General features: G+C 45.8%; 15 protein-coding genes and 2 pseudogenes. 14 read left to right on the top strand and 3 right to left on the bottom strand.

Annotation, left to right across the window (positions count from 1 at the left end):
- The first annotated feature begins 141 nt into the window (after positions 1–141).
- Both ACE5LO_RS05020 and ACE5LO_RS05015 read left to right on the top strand, forming a co-directional pair.
- The gene (locus ACE5LO_RS05020) at positions 142–696 is read left to right on the top strand and encodes a nitroreductase family protein (RefSeq protein WP_375518937.1); all 555 of its coding nucleotides are present in this window, start codon (positions 142–144) and stop codon (positions 694–696) included.
- Positions 697–790: 94 nt separating this feature from the next.
- Complete coding sequence (locus tag ACE5LO_RS05015; protein WP_375519037.1) at positions 791–2,395, top strand: YifB family Mg chelatase-like AAA ATPase; 1,605 nt, start codon at positions 791–793, stop codon at positions 2,393–2,395.
- A 418-nt stretch (positions 2,396–2,813) separates the two neighbouring features.
- Here the strand turns inward: ACE5LO_RS05015 and ACE5LO_RS05010 are convergent, their stop codons facing one another.
- Positions 2,814–3,449, bottom strand: coding sequence for a group II intron reverse transcriptase/maturase (locus ACE5LO_RS05010; RefSeq protein WP_375518936.1), 636 nt, complete (start codon positions 3,447–3,449; stop codon positions 2,814–2,816).
- A gap of 945 nt (positions 3,450–4,394) precedes the next feature.
- Between ACE5LO_RS05010 and ACE5LO_RS05005 the strand changes: the two are divergent.
- The 4 genes and pseudogenes from ACE5LO_RS05005 to ACE5LO_RS04990 form a co-directional block, all read left to right on the top strand.
- Positions 4,395–4,716: pseudogene (locus tag ACE5LO_RS05005) on the top strand (hypothetical protein); the annotation flags it as partial.
- Positions 4,717–4,860: 144 nt separating this feature from the next.
- Positions 4,861–4,980 (top strand): annotated as a pseudogene (locus ACE5LO_RS05000) (excalibur calcium-binding domain-containing protein); the annotation flags it as partial.
- A gap of 57 nt (positions 4,981–5,037) precedes the next feature.
- On the top strand, positions 5,038–8,067 hold the full coding sequence (locus ACE5LO_RS04995; RefSeq protein WP_375518935.1) for an HD domain-containing protein: 3,030 nt from the start codon (positions 5,038–5,040) through the stop codon (positions 8,065–8,067).
- 113 nt (positions 8,068–8,180) lie between these two features.
- Complete coding sequence (locus tag ACE5LO_RS04990; protein WP_375518934.1) at positions 8,181–8,672, top strand: hypothetical protein; 492 nt, start codon at positions 8,181–8,183, stop codon at positions 8,670–8,672.
- A 207-nt stretch (positions 8,673–8,879) separates the two neighbouring features.
- Here the strand turns inward: ACE5LO_RS04990 and ACE5LO_RS04985 are convergent, their stop codons facing one another.
- Positions 8,880–9,308 carry an organic hydroperoxide resistance protein gene (locus ACE5LO_RS04985; RefSeq protein WP_375519036.1) on the bottom strand — a complete coding sequence of 143 codons (429 nt, stop codon included), beginning with the start codon at positions 9,306–9,308 and terminating at the stop codon, positions 8,880–8,882.
- A gap of 143 nt (positions 9,309–9,451) precedes the next feature.
- Between ACE5LO_RS04985 and ACE5LO_RS04980 the strand changes: the two genes are divergently transcribed.
- Positions 9,452–9,919 carry a MarR family winged helix-turn-helix transcriptional regulator gene (locus ACE5LO_RS04980; protein ID WP_375518933.1) on the top strand — a complete coding sequence of 156 codons (468 nt, stop codon included), beginning with the start codon at positions 9,452–9,454 and terminating at the stop codon, positions 9,917–9,919.
- Between the two features lie 72 nt (positions 9,920–9,991).
- Here the strand turns inward: ACE5LO_RS04980 and psiE are convergent, their stop codons facing one another.
- Entirely contained in the window at positions 9,992–10,396 is a 405-nt protein-coding gene (psiE, locus tag ACE5LO_RS04975) for a phosphate-starvation-inducible protein PsiE (protein WP_375518932.1), read from the bottom strand.
- Between the two features lie 271 nt (positions 10,397–10,667).
- Here psiE and sucC point away from each other — a divergent pair, with 271 nt between their 5' ends.
- The 7 genes from sucC (at position 10,668) to hslU (ending at position 19,766) form a co-directional block, all read left to right on the top strand.
- Positions 10,668–11,828, top strand: coding sequence for an ADP-forming succinate--CoA ligase subunit beta (sucC, locus tag ACE5LO_RS04970; RefSeq protein ID WP_375518931.1), 1,161 nt, complete (start codon positions 10,668–10,670; stop codon positions 11,826–11,828).
- A 57-nt stretch (positions 11,829–11,885) separates the two neighbouring features.
- Complete coding sequence (gene sucD / locus ACE5LO_RS04965) at positions 11,886–12,815, top strand: succinate--CoA ligase subunit alpha (protein WP_375354334.1); 930 nt, start codon at positions 11,886–11,888, stop codon at positions 12,813–12,815.
- Positions 12,816–13,009: 194 nt separating this feature from the next.
- Positions 13,010–14,128: a DNA-processing protein DprA gene (gene dprA, locus ACE5LO_RS04960; RefSeq protein ID WP_375518930.1), complete on the top strand. Its 1,119-nt coding sequence runs from the start codon at positions 13,010–13,012 to the stop codon at positions 14,126–14,128.
- Between the two features lie 93 nt (positions 14,129–14,221).
- Positions 14,222–16,327 carry a type I DNA topoisomerase gene (gene topA / locus ACE5LO_RS04955; protein ID WP_375518929.1) on the top strand — a complete coding sequence of 702 codons (2,106 nt, stop codon included), beginning with the start codon at positions 14,222–14,224 and terminating at the stop codon, positions 16,325–16,327.
- Positions 16,328–16,371: 44 nt separating this feature from the next.
- Positions 16,372–17,712: an FADH(2)-oxidizing methylenetetrahydrofolate--tRNA-(uracil(54)-C(5))-methyltransferase TrmFO gene (trmFO, locus tag ACE5LO_RS04950; protein WP_375518928.1), complete on the top strand. Its 1,341-nt coding sequence runs from the start codon at positions 16,372–16,374 to the stop codon at positions 17,710–17,712.
- 67 nt (positions 17,713–17,779) lie between these two features.
- Positions 17,780–18,322 (top strand): ATP-dependent protease subunit HslV, encoded by a 543-nt coding sequence (gene hslV, locus ACE5LO_RS04945; RefSeq protein WP_375354341.1) that lies wholly within the window; start codon positions 17,780–17,782, stop codon positions 18,320–18,322.
- A gap of 43 nt (positions 18,323–18,365) precedes the next feature.
- Positions 18,366–19,766, top strand: a complete 1,401-nt coding sequence (hslU, locus tag ACE5LO_RS04940) for an ATP-dependent protease ATPase subunit HslU (protein WP_375518927.1) — start codon at positions 18,366–18,368, stop codon at positions 19,764–19,766.
- Positions 19,767–20,021 lie beyond the last annotated feature (255 nt).

The following is a 20,021-nucleotide window of genomic DNA, read 5'->3' as shown; positions in this document are numbered from 1 at the left end:
GGGTTGCTTCTCATATATTTGGTGGGGAGCAGTCTGTTTTTGTTTTGCCGAATTTGACATGGAGACAGGGAATGGATATATTTATTGAGAAATGTTCTCATTTGCTTACAATGCTGCAGGCTTACATAAGGAGGAACTGAAATGAATGAATCCGTGGTGTTTTCTAAAAATGTAATAGATGTCATTCAGGAACGCAGAACAGTCAAGAAATTCAAAGCAGATCCGGTTCCAGTGGAGACCATAACCAGGCTGCTGGACGCCGCCGTATGGGCCCCCAATCACAAGCTGCGCGAGCCTTGGCGTTTTCTGCTATTTACGGGAGACGGGCGCCAAAAGCTGGCTGACGCGGTAGCGGTGGATCTGGGTGAGGATAATAAATTTGCCCCAACCATGTTGCATAATCCGGTGTCACTGATTGTCGTCATGAAGGAAGATCCGCGCCAAGCCATTTGGGATGAGGATTTTGCCGCTGTCAGCGCATTGATTCAAAACTTTATGCTTGCCGCCTGGAGCGAAGGGATCGGCACCTTCTGGATGACAAAGCCATTTTTTTATTCCCCGGTGTTCCGCGAGCAGCTTGGGATCAAGCCTGGTGAAAAAATTGTAGGATTGGTGTACGCCGGGTATCCGGAGGTTGTGCCAAAAGCCCAGCAGCGCACATCTGCTGCCGAAAAGCTGACCGTGTTTGACCGGTAAAATCCAATATTGAAAAAGAGGAAGCACCCTTTTCAACCGATAAACCGCTGCATGAAGCAGGTGGTAACTCAAAGGTGAAAGAGGTGCTTTTTTGATGTATGGAAAACTGAACAGCGCTTGTTTGTACGGGATTGATGGTGTGCTGATTGAAGTGGAGACGGATTTGTCCAATGGTCTGCCACAGACTTCGATCATCGGGCTGCCGGATTCGGCTGTCCGTGAGGCGGTTGAACGGGTGCGAGCCGCCATTAAAAACTGCGGTTTCAAATATCCTTCCCAACGTGTGACCATTAACCTGGCCCCGGCTGATTTGCGCAAGGAGGGCTCCTCGTTCGATTTGGCGATTGCAGTTGGACTGCTTGCCGTAAGCAGTCAGATCATACTACCCCGAGAAGAAAGAACGCTATTTATCGGAGAGTTGGCTCTGGACGGCAGTGTACGGTCAGTGAACGGTGTGCTGTCCATGGTTGATCTGGCCAAACGGGATGGCTTTGATTCGGTTATGCTCCCATGGGAAAACGTCCAGGAAGCGACGCTGATTAAAGGGATACAGTTATATGGTGTCAAACATTTGCAGGATATTATTCCTGAAGCTGGCTGCTTGTCAATCGAACGGAAAGGAGCAGAACCCGAAAGAGTTCCGGTCCGTATCGCAAGCTTCGGGCATCTGCTGCCGGATAAAAAGGGGGCATTGGTGCCGAAAGACAAGGACAGTCTGCTTCTGTCTGGAAAGACGATTGAGGACTACGCCGATGTACTGGGACAGCAGCATGCCAAACGGGCTTTGGTCATTGCTGCTGCGGGCATGCACAATATTCTGCTGATGGGCCCTCCGGGTACCGGCAAAACGATGCTAATCCGACGGCTTCCGACAATCATGCCGATGCTGGAAGAAGCGGAGGCGCTTGAAGTAACCAAAATATTGAGCGCAGCCGGGAAACTGAAGGAATCCGCCGCCTCCGGTCTGATCCGGACCAGGCCTTTCCGTGCTCCCCATCATACGATTTCTGCTACAGGGCTGATTGGGGGCGGCGCGATTCCGAAACCGGGTGAGGTTAGTCTCGCGCATCGGGGAGTGCTTTTTCTCGACGAGCTTCCCGAGTTCAACCGTCAGGTGCTGGAGGTGCTCAGACAGCCTCTGGAAGACAAGCAGGTGACGATCAGCCGCTCCAGGGCGGTGTTTACTTATCCGGCCCAATTTCTGCTTGCTGGTTCCATGAATCCTTGTTTCTGTGGCTGGTATGGGAGCGAGACGGACTCGCAGCGCTGTACGTGTAGTCCGGGAAGAATAGCCCGTTACCGGTCCCGGATATCGGGACCGATGCTGGACCGGATTGATCTGCAGCTTGAGGTGCCACGCCCCAAGGAGTGGCAGCATGAGCAAGCTTCAATCAGTTCCGCGGAGATGCGACAACAGGTCCTAACCGCCCAGTCCGTTCAGGCGGAAAGATACCGCGAACTGCCGCTGTCCTGGAACAGCGAACTCTCGGGCTCGCTGCTGCGCAAATTTTGCAAAATGGAGCCAGGGGCGCACGCTCTTCTACAGCAGACAGTAGAAGTCCTGGGACTCAGCATGCGCTCCTACGACCGCATTTTAAAGCTGTCCCGCACGATTGCCGACCTGGCAGGGGCAGCACAGATTGGCGTGGAGCATACGGCAGAGGCTATTCAGTATCGTAAATTGGATGTGAAAATATAAACAGCAGTTGGGATTACTTGTGAAAGATAATTGGGCCCCGTAGAGGTGTTTCGGGGCTTGTATATTTACATAGAATTTTTATAAAAGCATGTGGTATATTTATCCTAATACTAAAAGACTATCATTCAAGTACTTGAAATTTTTAAAAAAATTAAGCCTAATGAATTCAGAAATTAAACTTCAGTTGATTAACGGTGGGAAAAATGACGAAATCTGACGAAATCTGCTGTTTTAAAAGGGTAGGAGCAAGAAGCCAGGGACAGAGTTGAGAGGGAAACATATGACACTAGAGAATATACTGCAAGCAGGTTTGCTATTTTGATTACTAGGATGACACTGATTGGCTCTTATACCTGCAAGGGATAAAACTAAACGAAACGCTAAGAGCAGGAATAAAAGAAGTAGTTCTTATAGTTCCTCATCTGATCATTATTATAGTAATGATGATTACTACGAATATAGTTCTGATAATAGAGAGAGTAGTTACAGCAGCGATAGTAGTAGTGATTAAACCACAAAGTTCACAAGTATTATTGAGGAGTCTCGTCACCGATTGGCTTCTCTTTAAAAAGATATTGCTAGTCAGCGATGTACTCTCAATCTGAATAGAGTTTTGATAACCTAATCTGATGCCTCCAAAGTAAGCTTCTAAAGGTTTCTTTCCTTCTCGTTCGACCGTAACCGATAGCGCATTATACGTTCCGTCCTTAGTCTTTCGATATTTACCGTATTTGGCGAATATCTTGTTGACGGTGGTTTTGTGCTTATTGGCCAATGTGTAAGCAAGTGGAAGCTCCATTGTCCGCTTTAAGCTCGCAATCTTATGTGCGTTATATGCCAGAAGATAGTATTGAGCGAAGCCACGAAACTCGGATTGATACTGACTGATGATATCAAAATCATCATTGGTCGTTCGTTCTTTTCGATGTGTAGCTCTACCTTTTGACATATATTCGTTGGCTTTACTCTTGATCTTTTCATTTGGAATACTTAGTCTGATGGAGCCATTGATGTTACGCTGGCCTTGATGGTCATGTTTAGCATCAGAGTGCAAAACATTAACCGCCTAACTTTGTAACTGAAGAACGGAATGAAGGAACCAAGTTTTCTGCAAACGCTCTCGTTGAAACTCCTATGTACTGTGTATCGACAGAATGCATGATATAAAGCTAGGTAAAGACTAGCAGGAAGTAAGCTAGAGCCTCTCAGAAAGAGAAGGTATGTTAACCGATATGCCGGATCACACATGGGAAATGAGCCGCCCTGTAGTTAGGATAACGACTCATTCCTTTTAACCTTTTCCTGGCTGACAGCTTTTTTGCGTTGTTGTACCGGGACCGGCGGCAGCCGGTTATGTTACCAAATCGATAATATTCAGGCAAACGGATTGCCAACATTACTTGGGCTGTCGGCTATTCGGGAATTGCCGACTTGTGAATGGAACGGAAAGAATGTAGTGTAGCTGTCGATGCTGCGGACCATCTGCCGAAGGAAGGGGATTGAAAGGATACTTTCAAATAATTCCCTTATCTTTGGATTATGCTATTATGAGTAGGAGTAAACTACTAAAAGGGGTTAATCCCCCTATGAAAAAGAAAGTAATTACTGGTTCTTTGGTATTGCTTTTAGTATTTTTTAGCGCATACCTTATTTCATAAGAAAGGAAAACTTCTTCTGAGAAACTCCAAACTAACCGTACATAGAGGATTGGTATTGTTGTTAAAAGTTCTTGATTGGATCTTTGCTCCATATGCACTGCTGCGTTTCCAGTGGTATAAAATAACCTCTGTTAAATGATCGCTAGTGATGATTTCGAGTCTTTGCATTATTGTTATAGGGATTGCTGGATGTAGTATTGAGTATACTCTAACTACCGGTTCCGAGATGAAAAAACTCAGAGTCGGCAGTTAAAGAAAGAATACGTCTCCAGAAGTACAATCTAAAAAAAACGCTTCTGCTGTATCCCAGCCAGAGACAGTAACAAACATTTTCAACTGGCCAAGAAGTGGATAACGACTCTTATGATGCCGTTATTCACTTTCCAGCGGAAAAGTACCCAGAAACCGCTTCGCATATCCTGTCCGCTTTGGAAAACGGTGAACCAGCAGTATGCACGATTGATCGAGATGGAGCAGAGGAGAACCGGGATCAGTTCTAGCGGGGATCCCTACAAAGAAAGGTTACGACCGAGATGAATGGCCGATGGCTATGTGAGGAGGGGGAGCTAGGGTATTCCTTCATCGGACAACCGTGGATCAGGATCAAGGGTCGGAAATCAATTAGAGTCTTATACAGATGGTACCCGTGTCTTGTTTGTCATTGATGGCGGAAAAAGCGGGAACGTAGAGGAAGTTTCACCCATACCCAAGAGTTCAGATTATAACTCATCTGCAAGTACAAGTGAGAAGACTACAACAGAGGATACACAAAAAGAAGCTGTAAAGGAAGTTGAATCAACAGAAAACATTTATTGTAAAAACTGCAATGCAGTAAGAGCACTCGGGGCAGCTCCGATTTATGAGGGAGAGCCTGGATACAGCAGAAAGCTTGATCGTGCCGGTGATGGGATTGGATGCGAGAGGTAACACAACATTTTAGCATGAGCAAAACTATTAATATCACCAAGAAGAGAGGTTTTTATTTTGAAGGATTTAAATGTAGAGAATACTGTTTTATTTAAACAACTTTTATTGGTTGAAGATAACTCACTAAAATTATCACAAAAGGTTGTAAATATTGTTAATCATGTAACACCTTTATTAGCTCGTATTCCGGAAAATATGCGCGAATATACACTTCATGATGAAACACATAGTTTAAAAGTAATCCGTATAATGGGACGTATTATTCCTTCAGAAACACTAGTTCAGTTAAACGATATAGAACTTACTTTCTTGATTTTATCAGCTTATCTACATGATGTAGGAATGACCTGTTCCTCCTCAGAACGAGAGGAGATTATCATAGGTTCAACTGAATATCAAACTTTATTGAAAATCGACTCTATGTATGGAGAATATTTAAATTATGAAAAAATAGGTAACCATAGAGCTATCACAAGAATTGAAGATAAAATTTTCACAGAGTATTTAAGGAGAAATCATGTTAAAAGATCGGCTGATTTTATAGAATCTACGTTGTCTGATGGTGAATTCAAACTCGCTATCGACGATATTTTGCTGTACAAGTATCTAATTAATATTTGTAACAGTCATGGTGAACCTGTAACTTGCTTAAAGGACAATCGTAAATATCCTAGGAATACTTTGATAGGTGAGAAGTATGTAAATGTACAATATTTATCTTTGATTCTGCGCCTTGCTGATATATTGGACCTAGATCCTGAAAGAACCCCTAAAGTTATATATGATTTTGTTTCTCCTGAAGACCCAACTAGTATAAAAGAATGGAAAAAGCACAGATCTATTATCGGTTGGGATATTTCATCAAATAGAGTAGTATTTGAGGCCGAATGTACATCTCCAGAAGTAGAAAGAGCTTTGAGAATTTTTATGGAATGGATTGAAATAGAAAGAAAAGAAAGTTTGGAGTTATTGAATAACTATCATGATGATATTTCAAATAAGTACTTATTATTGTTGAAGGAACCGTTAAATATGGATCGAATAAGATCTGACGGGTCTTACATTTATAGTGATGTAAAATTTCAGCTTCATTATGAAAAAATTATAGAATTATTAATGGGCCAACGTTTATATCGAAATCCAATTACAGCGCTTAGAGAAATGCTTCAAAATGCAATTGATGCTATAAAGGCTAGACATTTTCTTTATAGTAATAAATCTGAAAAATTTGAGCCTAAAGTAACTATTGAATATAAAGAAGGATTTCTTGTAATTGAGGATAATGGTATTGGAATGGACGATCAAGTCTTTAGTGAGTTTTTTTTACAAGTAGGTACAAGTTATTACAAACATCCAAGATTTTCTGGTACAAATCTTGATGTTGTAAGTGAATTTGGTATAGGAGTTCTTTCTGCATTTATGGTTGCTGATTCAATGGTTATCGAAAGCAGAATGGAACCAGAAAATCCATTAACACCTCCTTCACCTATATATTATGAAATTCCAACAGCCCATAGTTATTGTGTTAAAAGATATTCAGAACGATTACAAGTAGGTACAAAGATAACTTTAAAATTAAAAAAAGAGCATCCTTTTTCTGATAACTCAATTTTTAAAGTGGTTAAGGAAATTATTCCAACTCCACCTTTTCCGATTCACATCATCGCAACACACCAGGAATACATTCACAAGGGAGTGCCGATAGATAATAATCCGAAATTTGATGAGACATTAGATAAAGTTAGCTACAACATAGATGCACGAAGGCATACTGAGAAAAGCTTTAGTCACTATCTTTTCGAAGTTGATCTTAATAATATGGGAGATATCACTTTAGAAGGCAGATTACAAATTGTAAATGGACAAACCATGAATTTTGATAGTCAGTTATTCGGCTATATTACGCAACGTTCTTTTAATCTTGGCACGCCTGGTGTAAAAGAAGGCCAATTTAAGCTGGAAAATTCAAAATCCTTAAAAGAATTGTTCCCAAAGTGGACAAATGTAAATGCAAATATTAATATCTTTGGGGGTGAATGTTTAACTGTAACACCTGATAGAACTGAGGTCATTAGAGATGAAAAATTTAAAAAAATTAAGATTGCATTGGAGCATGCAATTATATCTACTTTTCAAAAGCACCTTGATAAATACAAAGAAGATCATTCACTAACTCAATATCATGATTATATAGATCTTCTATTTGAGGCAGGTTTTTTAGGGATGCCAGGAGCTTATAATTCTGAACAGCTCTCAGATGAAGCAAAAGCCTTCTTTCAAAATTATGTTTCATTTCCTGTTCTTACTGAGGAAGGAAGTGTAGTTAGAAAGTTTGGTGATGAATTATTGTCAAGTAATACTTTGGGAATATTCGACAGATACTGGAATGGTGAAGTCTTAGGGACAATGGGTGAGTTTGTTGTTCAACAAAAAATGCCCGTAATAGCATTAAGAGAATTTAAGGTGAATTATACTCATATAATAGAGAATTTAATCTTCTCAATATTCGGAAATGTAAACGATGAAGATGCAGATACAGATACAGGAAATTATTTATTAACACCTATTCCGGGGACTAGAATTGAAATTTTATATCCGAAGGGTGAAACAAAGGTGGGAGGTACAAGACTAAATAAATATGAAGTAGCGGAAGAGATACTTATAGACATTAATGATAAGTCAAAAAAAATTATTTGCATCCCCAGCACTACAGGAGGGTACTATCATATATTTAATAAATCCCATCCGATTATATCACCTTTGTTTAACGGAGCAAGCTTCATAAATAGAACTTCTGAGGAAATTTTCTATAAGCTTAGAAAGAATTTTTCTATCATAATGAATAAATTTGTAAGAACGATTGATGATCCAGAAAACGCCCAGTGGCAACGTACATTGAGAAATTCAAGTCATCCTGCACTATCAATCGGATTATTCTACTATATGCCTGAGGCGTTCGAAAAAATGAAAGAGGCAATCGATATATATTGGAATGAATTGATAAGGGAAGACTTAGTTAATGAAACTTTATGTCCGGAAGTTAGGATTTCTGACTTTCCATGGTATTGGAACATAAAAAGGTTTTGATTAATTTGTTATAATTTGGGAATAGTTATAAATCTAAGCATTTGACTGATATATAGAAAGCAGTTAACAGGGATTTTTCAGGCAAACGAATTGTCCACAAAGGAGAGGCTGAAATGAGGCGGTACACTAGCTTTTTTGTACTTGTTGCTTTGGCTCTCTTTACGCTCGGCTGCAATCAAAGAGAAGTGACCGGAGATGAGAGAACAGCAAAAGAATTCATTGAAGGCCAGGGGTACAGAGTAAATTCCTTTTTAGGACTGCTGGATAAGTATAAGCTCAGTAAAAGCATGCTTTATGGACCAGACACAGCTCCTTATCAGCAGATCTGGTCTGTACAGGAAACTGAGCCAGAGCGCTATTTTGGTGAAGAAATCTCGGTATATGGATTTGTTGTCACTAATCACCCTTTGCAAAAACAATACAATGCCCAAACAAGACTGTATATCATGCTTGCTGACGAGAAGGTGATTGGCGGTTATTCCTATCCGGATATGGAGGGCTTAGTGGGTGGTGTGTATTCATTAGACGGTAAGACGCTTGAGGAAGTGACAGGCGAGACTTATACAGAATGGACAGTAGAGTGGAGCCGAAAATATGGTGATTAGCTGTTATTAAAGTCGTCCACCGGTATCAAGTCTGGATTGTTCTGATCCTAAATGTGGAAAAAATGACAAATAACCCTCCACCCAACGGGTGTGAGGGTTATTTGTCCATCATGTATATAAATGAACTGAGGCCGTGCTGCCTGAATGGGGAGTGAGGGGGACAGTACGGCACATTCAGGAAATTTTTATTTTGGATATGGACAGGAATTACAGAACATTAAATTCAACCACAATATTACCACGTGTCGCGCGGGAATAAGGGCACACCTGGTGAGCTTCTTCAACCAGTTTGGATGCCGTTTCACGGTCAACGCCCTTCACCAGGACATCCATTTTAACGCCAATGCCGAAGCCGCCGTCTTCAACTTTGCCAAAAGAGACGGTCGTGTTAATTTCAGTGCCTTCGTGTTTGATCCGCTGTGTGCGTGCCACCAGATTAAGGGCGCTGTCGAAACATGCGCCGTAGCCTGCTGCGAACAGTTGCTCTGGATTGGTGCCGTTTCCGCCGGCGCCACCCATTTCTTTCGGAGTGCGAACATCGAGCCGGAGCTCAGGGGAAGAAGATTCTACATAGCCTTCGCGGCCGCCTACAGCTTTTACAGTGGTTTCATACATTTTTTGTTGGATTGTCATCATTTTCAATCAACTGCCTCTCTTATATATTTTACACAATTTAAATTAACACAATAAAAAGATATTGTAAATATATTTTTCAAAATATATATGCTTCTTTTTTAATTTTGTGATAAAATAATGACGAAAGTAGGTGAATGACAGACATGGAAAGCAACATCGCAGATCAAGCTTTGAAATTAGAAAATCAGCTTTGTTTTACCATATATGCCTGCTCGCGTGAGATCACGAAGCTATATCAGCCTTATCTTGAGCAGTTGGGCGTTACTTATTCGCAGTATCTGGTGCTCATCGTTCTCTGGGAGCGTGAACAGTGTACGGTGAAGGAGCTGGGAGAGGCGCTGTATCTGGATTCCGGTACCTTGACTCCGCTATTGAAGAGACTTCAGACCGCAGGCCTCATTCATCGTGAACGGTCTGCTCAGGATGAACGCAAGGTGCTGATTACATTGACGGACGCGGGAAGCCAATTAAGACATCAGGCGTTAAGCATTCCGGACTCCATTGGTGGTAAAATTTGCAAGGACACTGAGGAGTTCAGAGCATTGCTGGAGCAATTCAACCATCTGCTGAACAGAGTACACCAATACAATAAGGACAGCTGCGGCAAGTAGTCTCTGCGAGAGCATCTGATTTGATCAGTCCCGGATAAACCGGGGCTTTTTGTATTTCGTAAATAAAAATCATCAACCGCCGCTTTTCTTGCGGGGATCGGCTATAAATAACGTGACCACCATGATCAGAATGGCGCCTGAGTACAGGATGGTATCCATCGGATTTTTGTGATCCACAATAATGAGCCGCACGATGGCAGTAATGCCGATATAGATTAGATAACGGAGCGGAAAATGGAAACGGGCTTCGAAATATTTGATGATCAGGGCTATAAATTCGAAATAAAGGAAAAAGTTAAGAATGCTCTCCAGCAGCTCAATCGGCGGGGGGCCGTCTGAAGTGAAGAAAAGCTGATAAATAGTATAGGTCTCTCTTACGAGAAAGACGGAGAGGACGAGGGCCAGCAGAGTTAAAAGGACGTTGAGCACCCATTGCAGAAACCGCGGCACATTGCTGAATTTGCTATCCATTTTCATTAAGTAAGTACCCCTCCGATCAATTGAATACCTTTGATGTTAATATTGAATTTTTTCAGCGAGAACATGTAAGGATCAGAAAAAAATCCGCTCTTTTTCACATATTTATCCAAATATTCGCTTTTAGGAATGATACTGATATAAAAATGCTTGGAGTTCATCTGTCATTTTTAAGGAAAGCGTTTTAAAAACATGTTACAATGATGTGGGTTTATATCAGATTTCCTTGTAAACCGCCTTGCTGCAGTCATGTTGATAGGAGGATTCGAGAATGAATATCCATGAATATCAAGGTAAAGAAGTGTTAAAACAGTACGGGGTAGTGGTTCCGAACGGCAAAGTAGCCTATACGGTGGAAGAAGCGGTAGAGGCCGCCAAATCGCTTGGAAGCGCTGTTACAGTTGTGAAAGCTCAAATTCATGCCGGTGGACGCGGTAAAGCCGGCGGCGTGAAGGTGGCAAAAAGCCTTGATGAGGTGCAGACCTATGCTTCCGAAATTCTCGGTAAAGTATTGGTTACTCATCAGACAGGCCCGGAAGGGAAAGAGGTTAAGCGCCTCTTAATTGAAGAAGGCTGTGACATCCGCAAGGAATATTACGTAGGCGTTGTGGTTGACCGGGCTACCGGACGTGTTGTCATGATGGCATCCGAGGAAGGCGGTACGGAAATCGAAGAGGTGGCGGCAGCCACTCCGGAGAAAATTTTCAAGGAAGTCATTGATCCAGCTGTCGGCTTGCAGACGTTCCAGGCCCGGAAGCTGGCTTACAGCATCAACATTCCGAATGAGCTTGTGAACAAGGCTGCCCAGTTTATGATGGGATTGTATGCGGCATTTGTGGACAAAGATTGCTCGATCGCCGAGATCAACCCGCTGGTGGTTACTGGCGACGGTAACGTTATGGCACTGGACGCCAAGCTGAACTTTGACTCCAATGCGTTGTTCCGTCATAAGGACATTCAGGCGCTGCGTGATCTGGACGAGGAAGATGAGAAGGAAATTGAAGCTTCCAAATTCGATCTGAGCTACATTGCTCTTGACGGCAACATCGGCTGCATGGTCAACGGTGCAGGTCTGGCTATGGCGACGATGGATATTATCAAATATTATGGTGGCGATCCGGCCAACTTCCTCGATGTAGGGGGCGGCGCCACAACGGAGAAGGTTACCGAAGCGTTCAAAATTATTTTGTCCGATCCGAAGGTGGAGGGTATCTTCGTCAACATCTTCGGAGGCATTATGCAGTGTGATGTCATTGCAAATGGTGTCGTGGAAGCGGCGAAGCAGGTCGGTCTCAGCCAGCCGCTGGTTGTCCGTCTGGAAGGCACCAATGTGGATCTCGGCAAGCAGATTTTGTCCGAATCCGGTCTGAATATCGTTTCTGCAGATTCGATGGCGGACGGAGCACAGAAAATTGTTTCGCTCGTGAAGTAAGCTTTAACCATTTTTGCATTCCGGATGAAAGAATAATAGATAGGGGATGTGAGCAGCGTGAGTATTTTGGTCGACAAAAATACAAAGGTCATTACGCAAGGGATTACAGGGAAAACGGCATTGTTTCATGCCAAGGGAGCCCTGGATTACGGAACACAGATGGTCGGCGGTACCTCGCCGGGCAAAGGCGGCACGGAAGTGGAGATCACGCTGGAGAACGGCAGTACGGTAAAGCTGCCTGTCTTCAACACGGTTGAAGAGGCCAAAGCGAAGACTGGAGCAACCGCCAGCGTTATTTATGTACCACCGGCTTTCGCGGCGGATTCCATCATGGAAGCGGTAGACGCGGAGATGGACCTTGTGATTTGTATCACTGAGGGAATTCCGGTAGTGGATATGATCAAGGTGAAGCGGTTTATGGAAGGCAAGAAAACCGTCCTGATCGGACCAAACTGTCCTGGCGTCATTACACCTGGTGAATGCAAGATCGGCATTATGCCCGGGTATATTCACATGCCAGGTCATGTAGGCGTCGTCTCCCGCAGCGGAACCCTTACTTATGAAGCAGTACACCAGCTGACTACCCGCGGCATCGGCCAATCCTCCGCTGTAGGCATCGGGGGGGACCCGGTGAAAGGGTCCGAGTTTATTGACATTTTGCGTCGCTTTAACGAAGATCCGCAGACACATGCTGTCATCATGATCGGTGAAATCGGCGGTACGGCGGAAGAAGAAGCGGCGGAGTGGATCAAGGAAAATATGACCAAGCCTGTTGTCGGCTTTATCGGCGGCGTTACAGCTCCTCCGGGTAAACGGATGGGCCACGCGGGTGCGATTATTTCCGGCGGCAAAGGCACAGCGAAAGAAAAGATCGAGAAACTGGAGTCCTGCGGTATTAAAGTCGCTCCAACTCCGTCCGAAATGGGCTCGACTCTGGTCAGCGTGCTGGAAGAACGGGGCATTCTCAATCTTTGCACTACGCATTAAAGGACTTGAACAATCCGGTTATTGCTGGTATATAATGTAGTAAAGGTAAGCAACCTTTTTGTTTCCGCATGCGGGAATAAAAAAGGTTGCTTTTTTGGCGTTTTCATTTTTTTGGAGAGGAAACGCTTGCAAAAAAACGATCTCTGCCACAAAATAGGGAGGGCACAGCCTTCCCTTTCAGGGAGGAAACGGAAATGGATGAACGCCAGGTGTTAATGGGGCTAACGATGCTGCAGGGGGTGGGCCGTAGAACGGTCAATCGCCTCCTTGCCAGCGGGATCAACCTGTATGAGTTATTTGAATTTGGGGAGAAGCAATGGGCGGGAATCGGTTTGACGGCGGAGTTGGCACGCCAAGCTGCAGCCCTGTTTACGAAGGAGTGGGTCACGCAGCAGTGGCTGAAGATTCAGGAGACTGGTATCGGGGTTATTACGTATCTGGATGACGATTATCCTATATTAATGAAGGAAACTTCTGATCCCGCATGGGTTTTGTACTTTCTCGGTGACAGATCCTTGCTTGATACCATGTCGATAGCGATGGTAGGCACACGCGTGCCAACGGCTTATGGCCGGAAGATGGCAGAGATGCTGGCGGAGGGATTGTGTGCGTACGGATATACAATCGTCAGCGGAATGGCGCGGGGAATCGACAGCATCTGCCATGAAGCTGCGCTCCGCTGTGGCGGCAGCACAATGGCTGTACTAGGCACGGCGATCGATGTTGCATATCCTCCAGAAAATACATCATTATATAAAGAGATTATTCGCAAAGGGCTTGTCATTTCTGAATATCCGCCAGGGACGAAATCGCATTCGGGTTTGTTTCCACAGCGCAACCGCATCATTGCTGGTTTGACGTGGGGTACGCTCGTTGTGGAAGCTGATATCCGCAGCGGGTCATTAATTACGGCCGATGCCGCCCTGGAGGAGAACAGAGATGTGTTTGCGGTGCCAGGTCCCGTTACATCCCCCAAAAGCCGGGGTACCTTGAATTTAATCAAACAAGGAGCTAAGCTGGTTACTGAAGCTTCCGATATCGAAGAGGAGTATAGTATGTGGCTGGCTGCTATCGGCGCAGATTCCAGTCAATCTGCTGCGGCAGGAGCCGGGGATGCGGGCGGATCTTTGCGGCAGGAGTACACTTCGGATGAAGAACGGATGATTGTGCTGCTGGAGCAGGGAACGCTTACGGTGGATGAGCTGCTGACGGCGACCGGCTGGGATTTTGGACTTTTGCACTCAGTTCTGTTATCGTTAATCATAAAAAAAAGGGTCGCTCAGCTTGCGGGTCTGAAATATGAGTTAATTTAATCAGCTATAACGATATTAACTATACATGGATAGGCACTGCTGAATAGCGCTTGGATGTAACAGTAAGGCAAGTAATGGAGAGGAGGATGGTCTGTGGCGGATTCACTCGTCATTGTGGAGTCGCCTTCCAAGGCGAAAACGATCGGCAAGTATTTAGGCAGCAAATATATCGTCAAAGCCTCAATGGGGCATGTCCGGGATTTGCCTAAAAGCCAGATCGGGGTTGAAGTGGAGAACAGCTTCAATCCAAAATATATAACCATTCGAGGTAAAGGTTCTATTTTAAAGGAATTAAAGGATGCCAGCAAAAAAGTGAAAAAAGTCTATCTGGCAGCGGACCCCGACCGTGAAGGAGAGGCTATTGCCTGGCATTTGGCGCATGCGCTGGAGTTGGATGACAAGGCAGACTGCCGCGTCGTATTTAATGAAATAACAAAACAGGCGGTCAAGGATGCTTTTAAAACACCGCGCAAAATCAATATGGACCTGGTGAACGCCCAGCAGGCACGGCGGATTTTGGACCGCCTTGTCGGTTACAAGATCAGTCCGCTGTTGTGGAAAAAAGTAAAAAAGGGTCTGTCGGCCGGGCGCGTGCAGTCCGTTGCAGTCAAGATCATTCTGGACCGGGAAAATGAAATCAGCGAATTTGTACCAGAGGAATACTGGACGATTACAGCTCGTTTGTCTGTGAACAGCAGCAACTTCGAGGCTAAATTTCATAAGCTCAATGGTGAGAAGAAGGAGCTTGCGAGCGAGGCGGATGTGAAAGAGGTTTTGGCCGCCATCGAAAATGCTGCATTCTCGGTCATTAGTGTCAAGGAGAAAGAGCGTCTACGCAACCCGTCGGCGCCTTTTACCACCAGCTCACTGCAACAGGAGGCGGCACGCAAACTGAATTTCCGGGCTTCCAAAACGATGTCCGTTGCCCAGCAGCTCTATGAGGGTGCTGACCTCGGCAAGGAAGGCACGGTCGGTCTTATTACCTACATGCGTACCGATTCCACACGTATTGCTGCTTCGGCGCAGGAGGAAGCCAAAGAATTCATTACCGGGAAATTCGGAGCGTCCTATGTACCGGAAAGCCCGCGCCAATATTCGAAAAAAGCGGCCAATGCGCAGGACGCCCATGAAGCGATCCGTCCGACTTCCGTGCTGCGCGACCCGGACACGGTGAAGCCGTATTTAAGCAGAGACCAGCTGCGGTTATACAAGCTGATATGGGAAAGGTTCATGGCAAGTCAAATGTCATCGGCCATTATGGATACTCTTTCTGTAGATATCGAGGCAGGATCAGCCGTCTTCCGTGCCGCAGGCTCCAAGGTGCGGTTTCCCGGCTTTATGAAAGTATACGTCGAAGGCAACGACGACGGGAACACGGAAGAGGAGAAGCTGCTGCCGCCGCTTGCGGAAGGAGATAAGCTGAAGACGGAAGAGATTGAGCCAAAGCAGCATTTTACGCAGCCCCCGCCCCGGTATACGGAGGCACGGCTCGTAAAAACGCTTGAAGAGCTTGGGATCGGACGTCCGAGCACGTACGCGCCGACGCTTGAAACCATTCAAAAGCGTGGGTACGTGGCGATTGAAGAAAAGAAATTTATGCCTACCGAGCTCGGAGAGCTTGTGATTGAGCAGATGGAGCAGTTTTTTCCCGAAATTCTGAATGTGGAATTCACCGCCAACATGGAGGAGGATCTGGACCATGTGGAGGAAGGGGAAGAGGACTGGGTCAAGGTGCTCAACGATTTCTATGAATCCTTTGAGAAGCGGCTGGAAGTAGCCGAGGAAGAAATGAAGGAAATTGAAATCGAGGACGAGGTCTCTGATGAGATATGTGATAAATGCGGCAAGCCTATGGTTTACAAGCTTGGACGTTTTGGCAAGTTTCTGGCCTGCTCCGGCTTTCCGGACTGCCGCAATACAAAGCCGATCGTAAAAGATATCGGTGTAACCTGTCCGACCTGCAAAGAAGGCAGTGTCGTCGAACGGCGCAGCAAAAAGGGGCGTATTTTTTACGGGTGTACCCGTTATCCGGAATGCGACTTTGTGTCCTGGGATAAGCCTTCAGTCAAGCCTTGCCCGAATTGCGGCAGTCTGATGGTGGAGAAGCGGAACAAACAGGGAACGAAGCTGCAGTGTACGTCCTGCGATCACATGGAAATGGTTGAAGAGACCGATGATGCTGTAGAAGAAACGATGTAAACAGCACACCAAAATGAATGACGACAAAGCAGGAGGATATTGAAGTGGTGGATGTACAAAAGGTAACCGTCATCGGTGCAGGTTTGGCTGGAAGTGAAGCTGCCTGGCAAATCGCAAGCCGGGGCGTGCCTGTCCGTTTATACGAAATGCGCCCGGTAGTCAAAACACCGGCGCATCATACAGATAAATTCGCTGAACTGGTCTGCAGCAATTCGCTGCGGGCCAATGGCTTGACCAATGCGGTCGGTGTGCTGAAGGAAGAGATGAGAATGCTGAACTCGCTCGTTCTGGGAGCGGCTGACCGCAATGCTGTCCCTGCCGGAGGGGCGCTTGCCGTGGACCGTGACGGCTTTTCCGGGGAAGTTACGCGCACGCTTCATCAGCATCCGCTGATCGAGGTCGTGAATGAGGAACTTCAGGAAATTCCGCAGGAAGGGATCGTCGTTGTGGCGACAGGACCTTTGACTTCGCCTGCGCTTTCCGAACAGATCAAAGCAATGATGGGGGAAGAGTATTTTTATTTTTACGACGCTGCTGCCCCGATTGTGGAGAAGGACTCCATTGATATGAGCAAAGTATATCTTGCCTCCCGTTATGACAAGGGAGAGGCGGCCTATCTCAACTGCCCGATGAATGAAGAAGAGTTTAATGCTTTTTATGACGCGCTGATCACAGCGGAAGTGGCCCAAGTGAAAGAATTTGAGAAAGAAATTTATTTTGAAGGCTGTATGCCGATTGAAGTGATGATGCAGCGCGGGAAGCAGACGGCTCTGTTCGGGCCGATGAAGCCGGTTGGCCTTGTCAATCCGCATACAGGGACGCTGCCTTACGCGGTTGTACAGCTGCGGCAGGATAATGCGGCAGGTACGCTTTACAACCTGGTAGGCTTCCAAACCCATCTTAAATGGGGGGAGCAGAAGCGGGTGTTCTCTATGATCCCGGGTCTTGAACATGCCGAATTTGTGCGGTATGGGGTTATGCACCGCAATACCTTTATCAATTCTCCCAAGCAGTTGGAAGACACCTACCAGTTTAAGGGCCGCCGCGGGCTTTTCTTTGCAGGCCAGATGACAGGCGTTGAAGGTTATGTGGAGTCCGCAGCCTCCGGTCTGCTTGCAGGCATCAATGCCGCCCGGGCGGCACAGGGACAAGAACTGCTTGTTTTCCCGGCGGACACGACCCTTGGAAGCATGGCCCGTTATATTACGACAGCTGATTTCAAGCATTTTCAGCCGATGAACGCCAACTTTGGCCTATTTCCCAAGCTGGAAACCCGCATCCGCAACAAGAAAGAGAAAAACGAAGCTCTGGCTCAGCGTGCGCTGAACAGCACTGGAAGCTATATTCAGAATGCACACGTCATGCCTGCGGGCCAGGAAGCGTAGAGCATCATATAAACGTGGGCTGCTGCATGTATTGTGCAGCGGCCTTAGCCATAAAGGAGGGCGCCATATGGACATGTCATTTCATGCTACTACGATTTGTGCGGTTCGCCATAACGGCAGAGGTGCGATTGCCGGAGACGGTCAGGTGACATTCGGCAACAACGTAGTGATGAAGCAGACGGCCAAAAAGGTACGAAGATTATACCGGGGGCAGGTGGTCGCCGGTTTTGCCGGTTCGGTCGCCGACGCCATTACCCTTTTTGAGAAGTTCGAGGGCAAGCTGGAGGAACACCACGGAAACCTGCAGAGAGCGGCTGTTGAATTGGCCAAGGACTGGCGGCAGGACCGCATTCTGCGCAAGCTTGAGGCTCTTATGATTGTTATGGATCAAAGTGGAATGCTGTTGATATCGGGTGGCGGCGAAATCATTGAGCCTGATGATGATGTACTTGCCATCGGGTCCGGGGGCAATTTTGCGCTTGCTGCCGCCCGCGCCTTGAAGCGTCATAGTACAGGCCTTGAAGCAGCGGATATGGCAAGAGAAGCGCTGCAGGTGGCTTCAGAAATTTGTGTATATACAAACAGCAACATTATCGTGGAAGAGCTGTAGTATAGATATCGGCTTTGAGTACTCAGGAGCTGGAGGAATGGATATGAACAGTCAAGCTTTAACACCAAGACAAATTGTCGCTGAATTGGATAAATATATCGTTGGCCAGAAGCAGGCCAAAAAGTCGGTCGCCGTGGCGCTTCGCAACCGTTACCGCCGCAGTAAGCTGGCTGAGGAGATCCGGGATGAGATAGTGCCAAAGAATATCCTGATGATCGGGCCGACAGGCGTAGGCAAGACGGAGATCGCCCGCAGGCTGGCACGCTTGGTCGGAGCCCCATTCGTCAAAGTGGAAGCCACGAAGTTTACAGAGGTCGGTTATGTCGGACGTGACGTGGAATCCATGGTGCGTGATCTGATTGAGACCTCCATACGGATGGTCAGGACAGAGCGTACCGAAAAGGTGAAAGATAAAGCGGAAGAACTGGCTAATGATCGTATTGTGCAAATTCTTGTGCCAGGCAGCCGCAGCGGCAAAACCCAGCGCAATCCGTTTGAAATGCTGTTCGGAGGAAATGCCGGCCAGACGCAGGAAACAGAGCCGGAGCAGCAGGACGGAACCGTGCTGGAGAAACGGCGCAAGGTGAAGTTTGATTTGCTTTCCGGAAATCTGGAAAATGATGTGATTGAAATCGAGGTTGAAGACACCACACCTAATATGTTCGATATGTTTGCCGGTCAAGGCAATGAGCAAATGGGCATGAACATGCAGGAGATGTTCGGCAGTCTGCTGCCTAAAAGAATGAAAAAGCGCAAGCTGACCGTCAAAGAGGCCCGCAAGGTACTGACCCAGGAAGAGGCGGCCAGGCTGATCGACATGGACGATGTCATTCAGGAGTCCGTTACCCGTGCCGAACAATCAGGAATTATATTCATTGACGAAATCGACAAAATTGCCACCCAGGGTAAAGGAAATGGTCCGGATGTTTCCCGTGAAGGGGTACAGCGTGATATTCTTCCGATTGTAGAAGGCTCAACGATCATGACGAAGTATGGCCCGGTAAGAACGGACTATATTCTGTTTATCGCCGCAGGTGCCTTTCATGTGGCCAAACCGTCGGATCTTATTCCTGAGCTGCAGGGACGTTTTCCGATTCGGGTAGAGCTGAGCAGTCTTTCTCTGGAAGAATTTGTCTCCATCCTGACGGAACCACAGAATGCATTAACCAAACAGTATGTGGATCTGCTGCGCACGGAAGATATTGAAATTGAGTTCTCTGATTCGGCAATTAGAGAAATCGCGAAAATTGCCGAATCTGTCAATAAAAACACCGAGAACATCGGGGCCCGCAGATTGCATACCATACTGGAAAAGCTGCTTGAAGACCTTTCCTTTGAATCCCCGGAATTGACGCTGGAACGAATGGTTATAACCCCGGAATATGTAAGAGAAAAATTGGGGAATATTGCGGAGGACCGGGACCTAAGTCAGTATATCCTATAAAACAGATCGGTTTCATATTTTGTTTGGGACTGAAATAACAGGTTTCTTGCAGGATAACGAAATTGCGCCGACCAGCAAAAACGAGATAAATGACCCGATTCTCTGGTAGGAAAAATGAGCTTGTTAAAGATGTAAAGTGATAAAAAATCGATGAAATTCTCTGAAAAAGAACAAAATTTAACAAAAAATCCATGTAAAGCCCTCTTTTTTCGAAAAGATAGGGCTTTTTTCTTATTGTATTTAGTCCCAAGTTCT

Origin of the sequence: Paenibacillus medicaginis, from assembly GCF_042138635.1 — a bacterium.
GTDB lineage: Bacteria > Bacillota > Bacilli > Paenibacillales > Paenibacillaceae > Paenibacillus > Paenibacillus medicaginis.
Note: the sequence above shows the minus strand (reverse complement) of the source record. Positions and strands in the feature narration are given on the sequence as shown.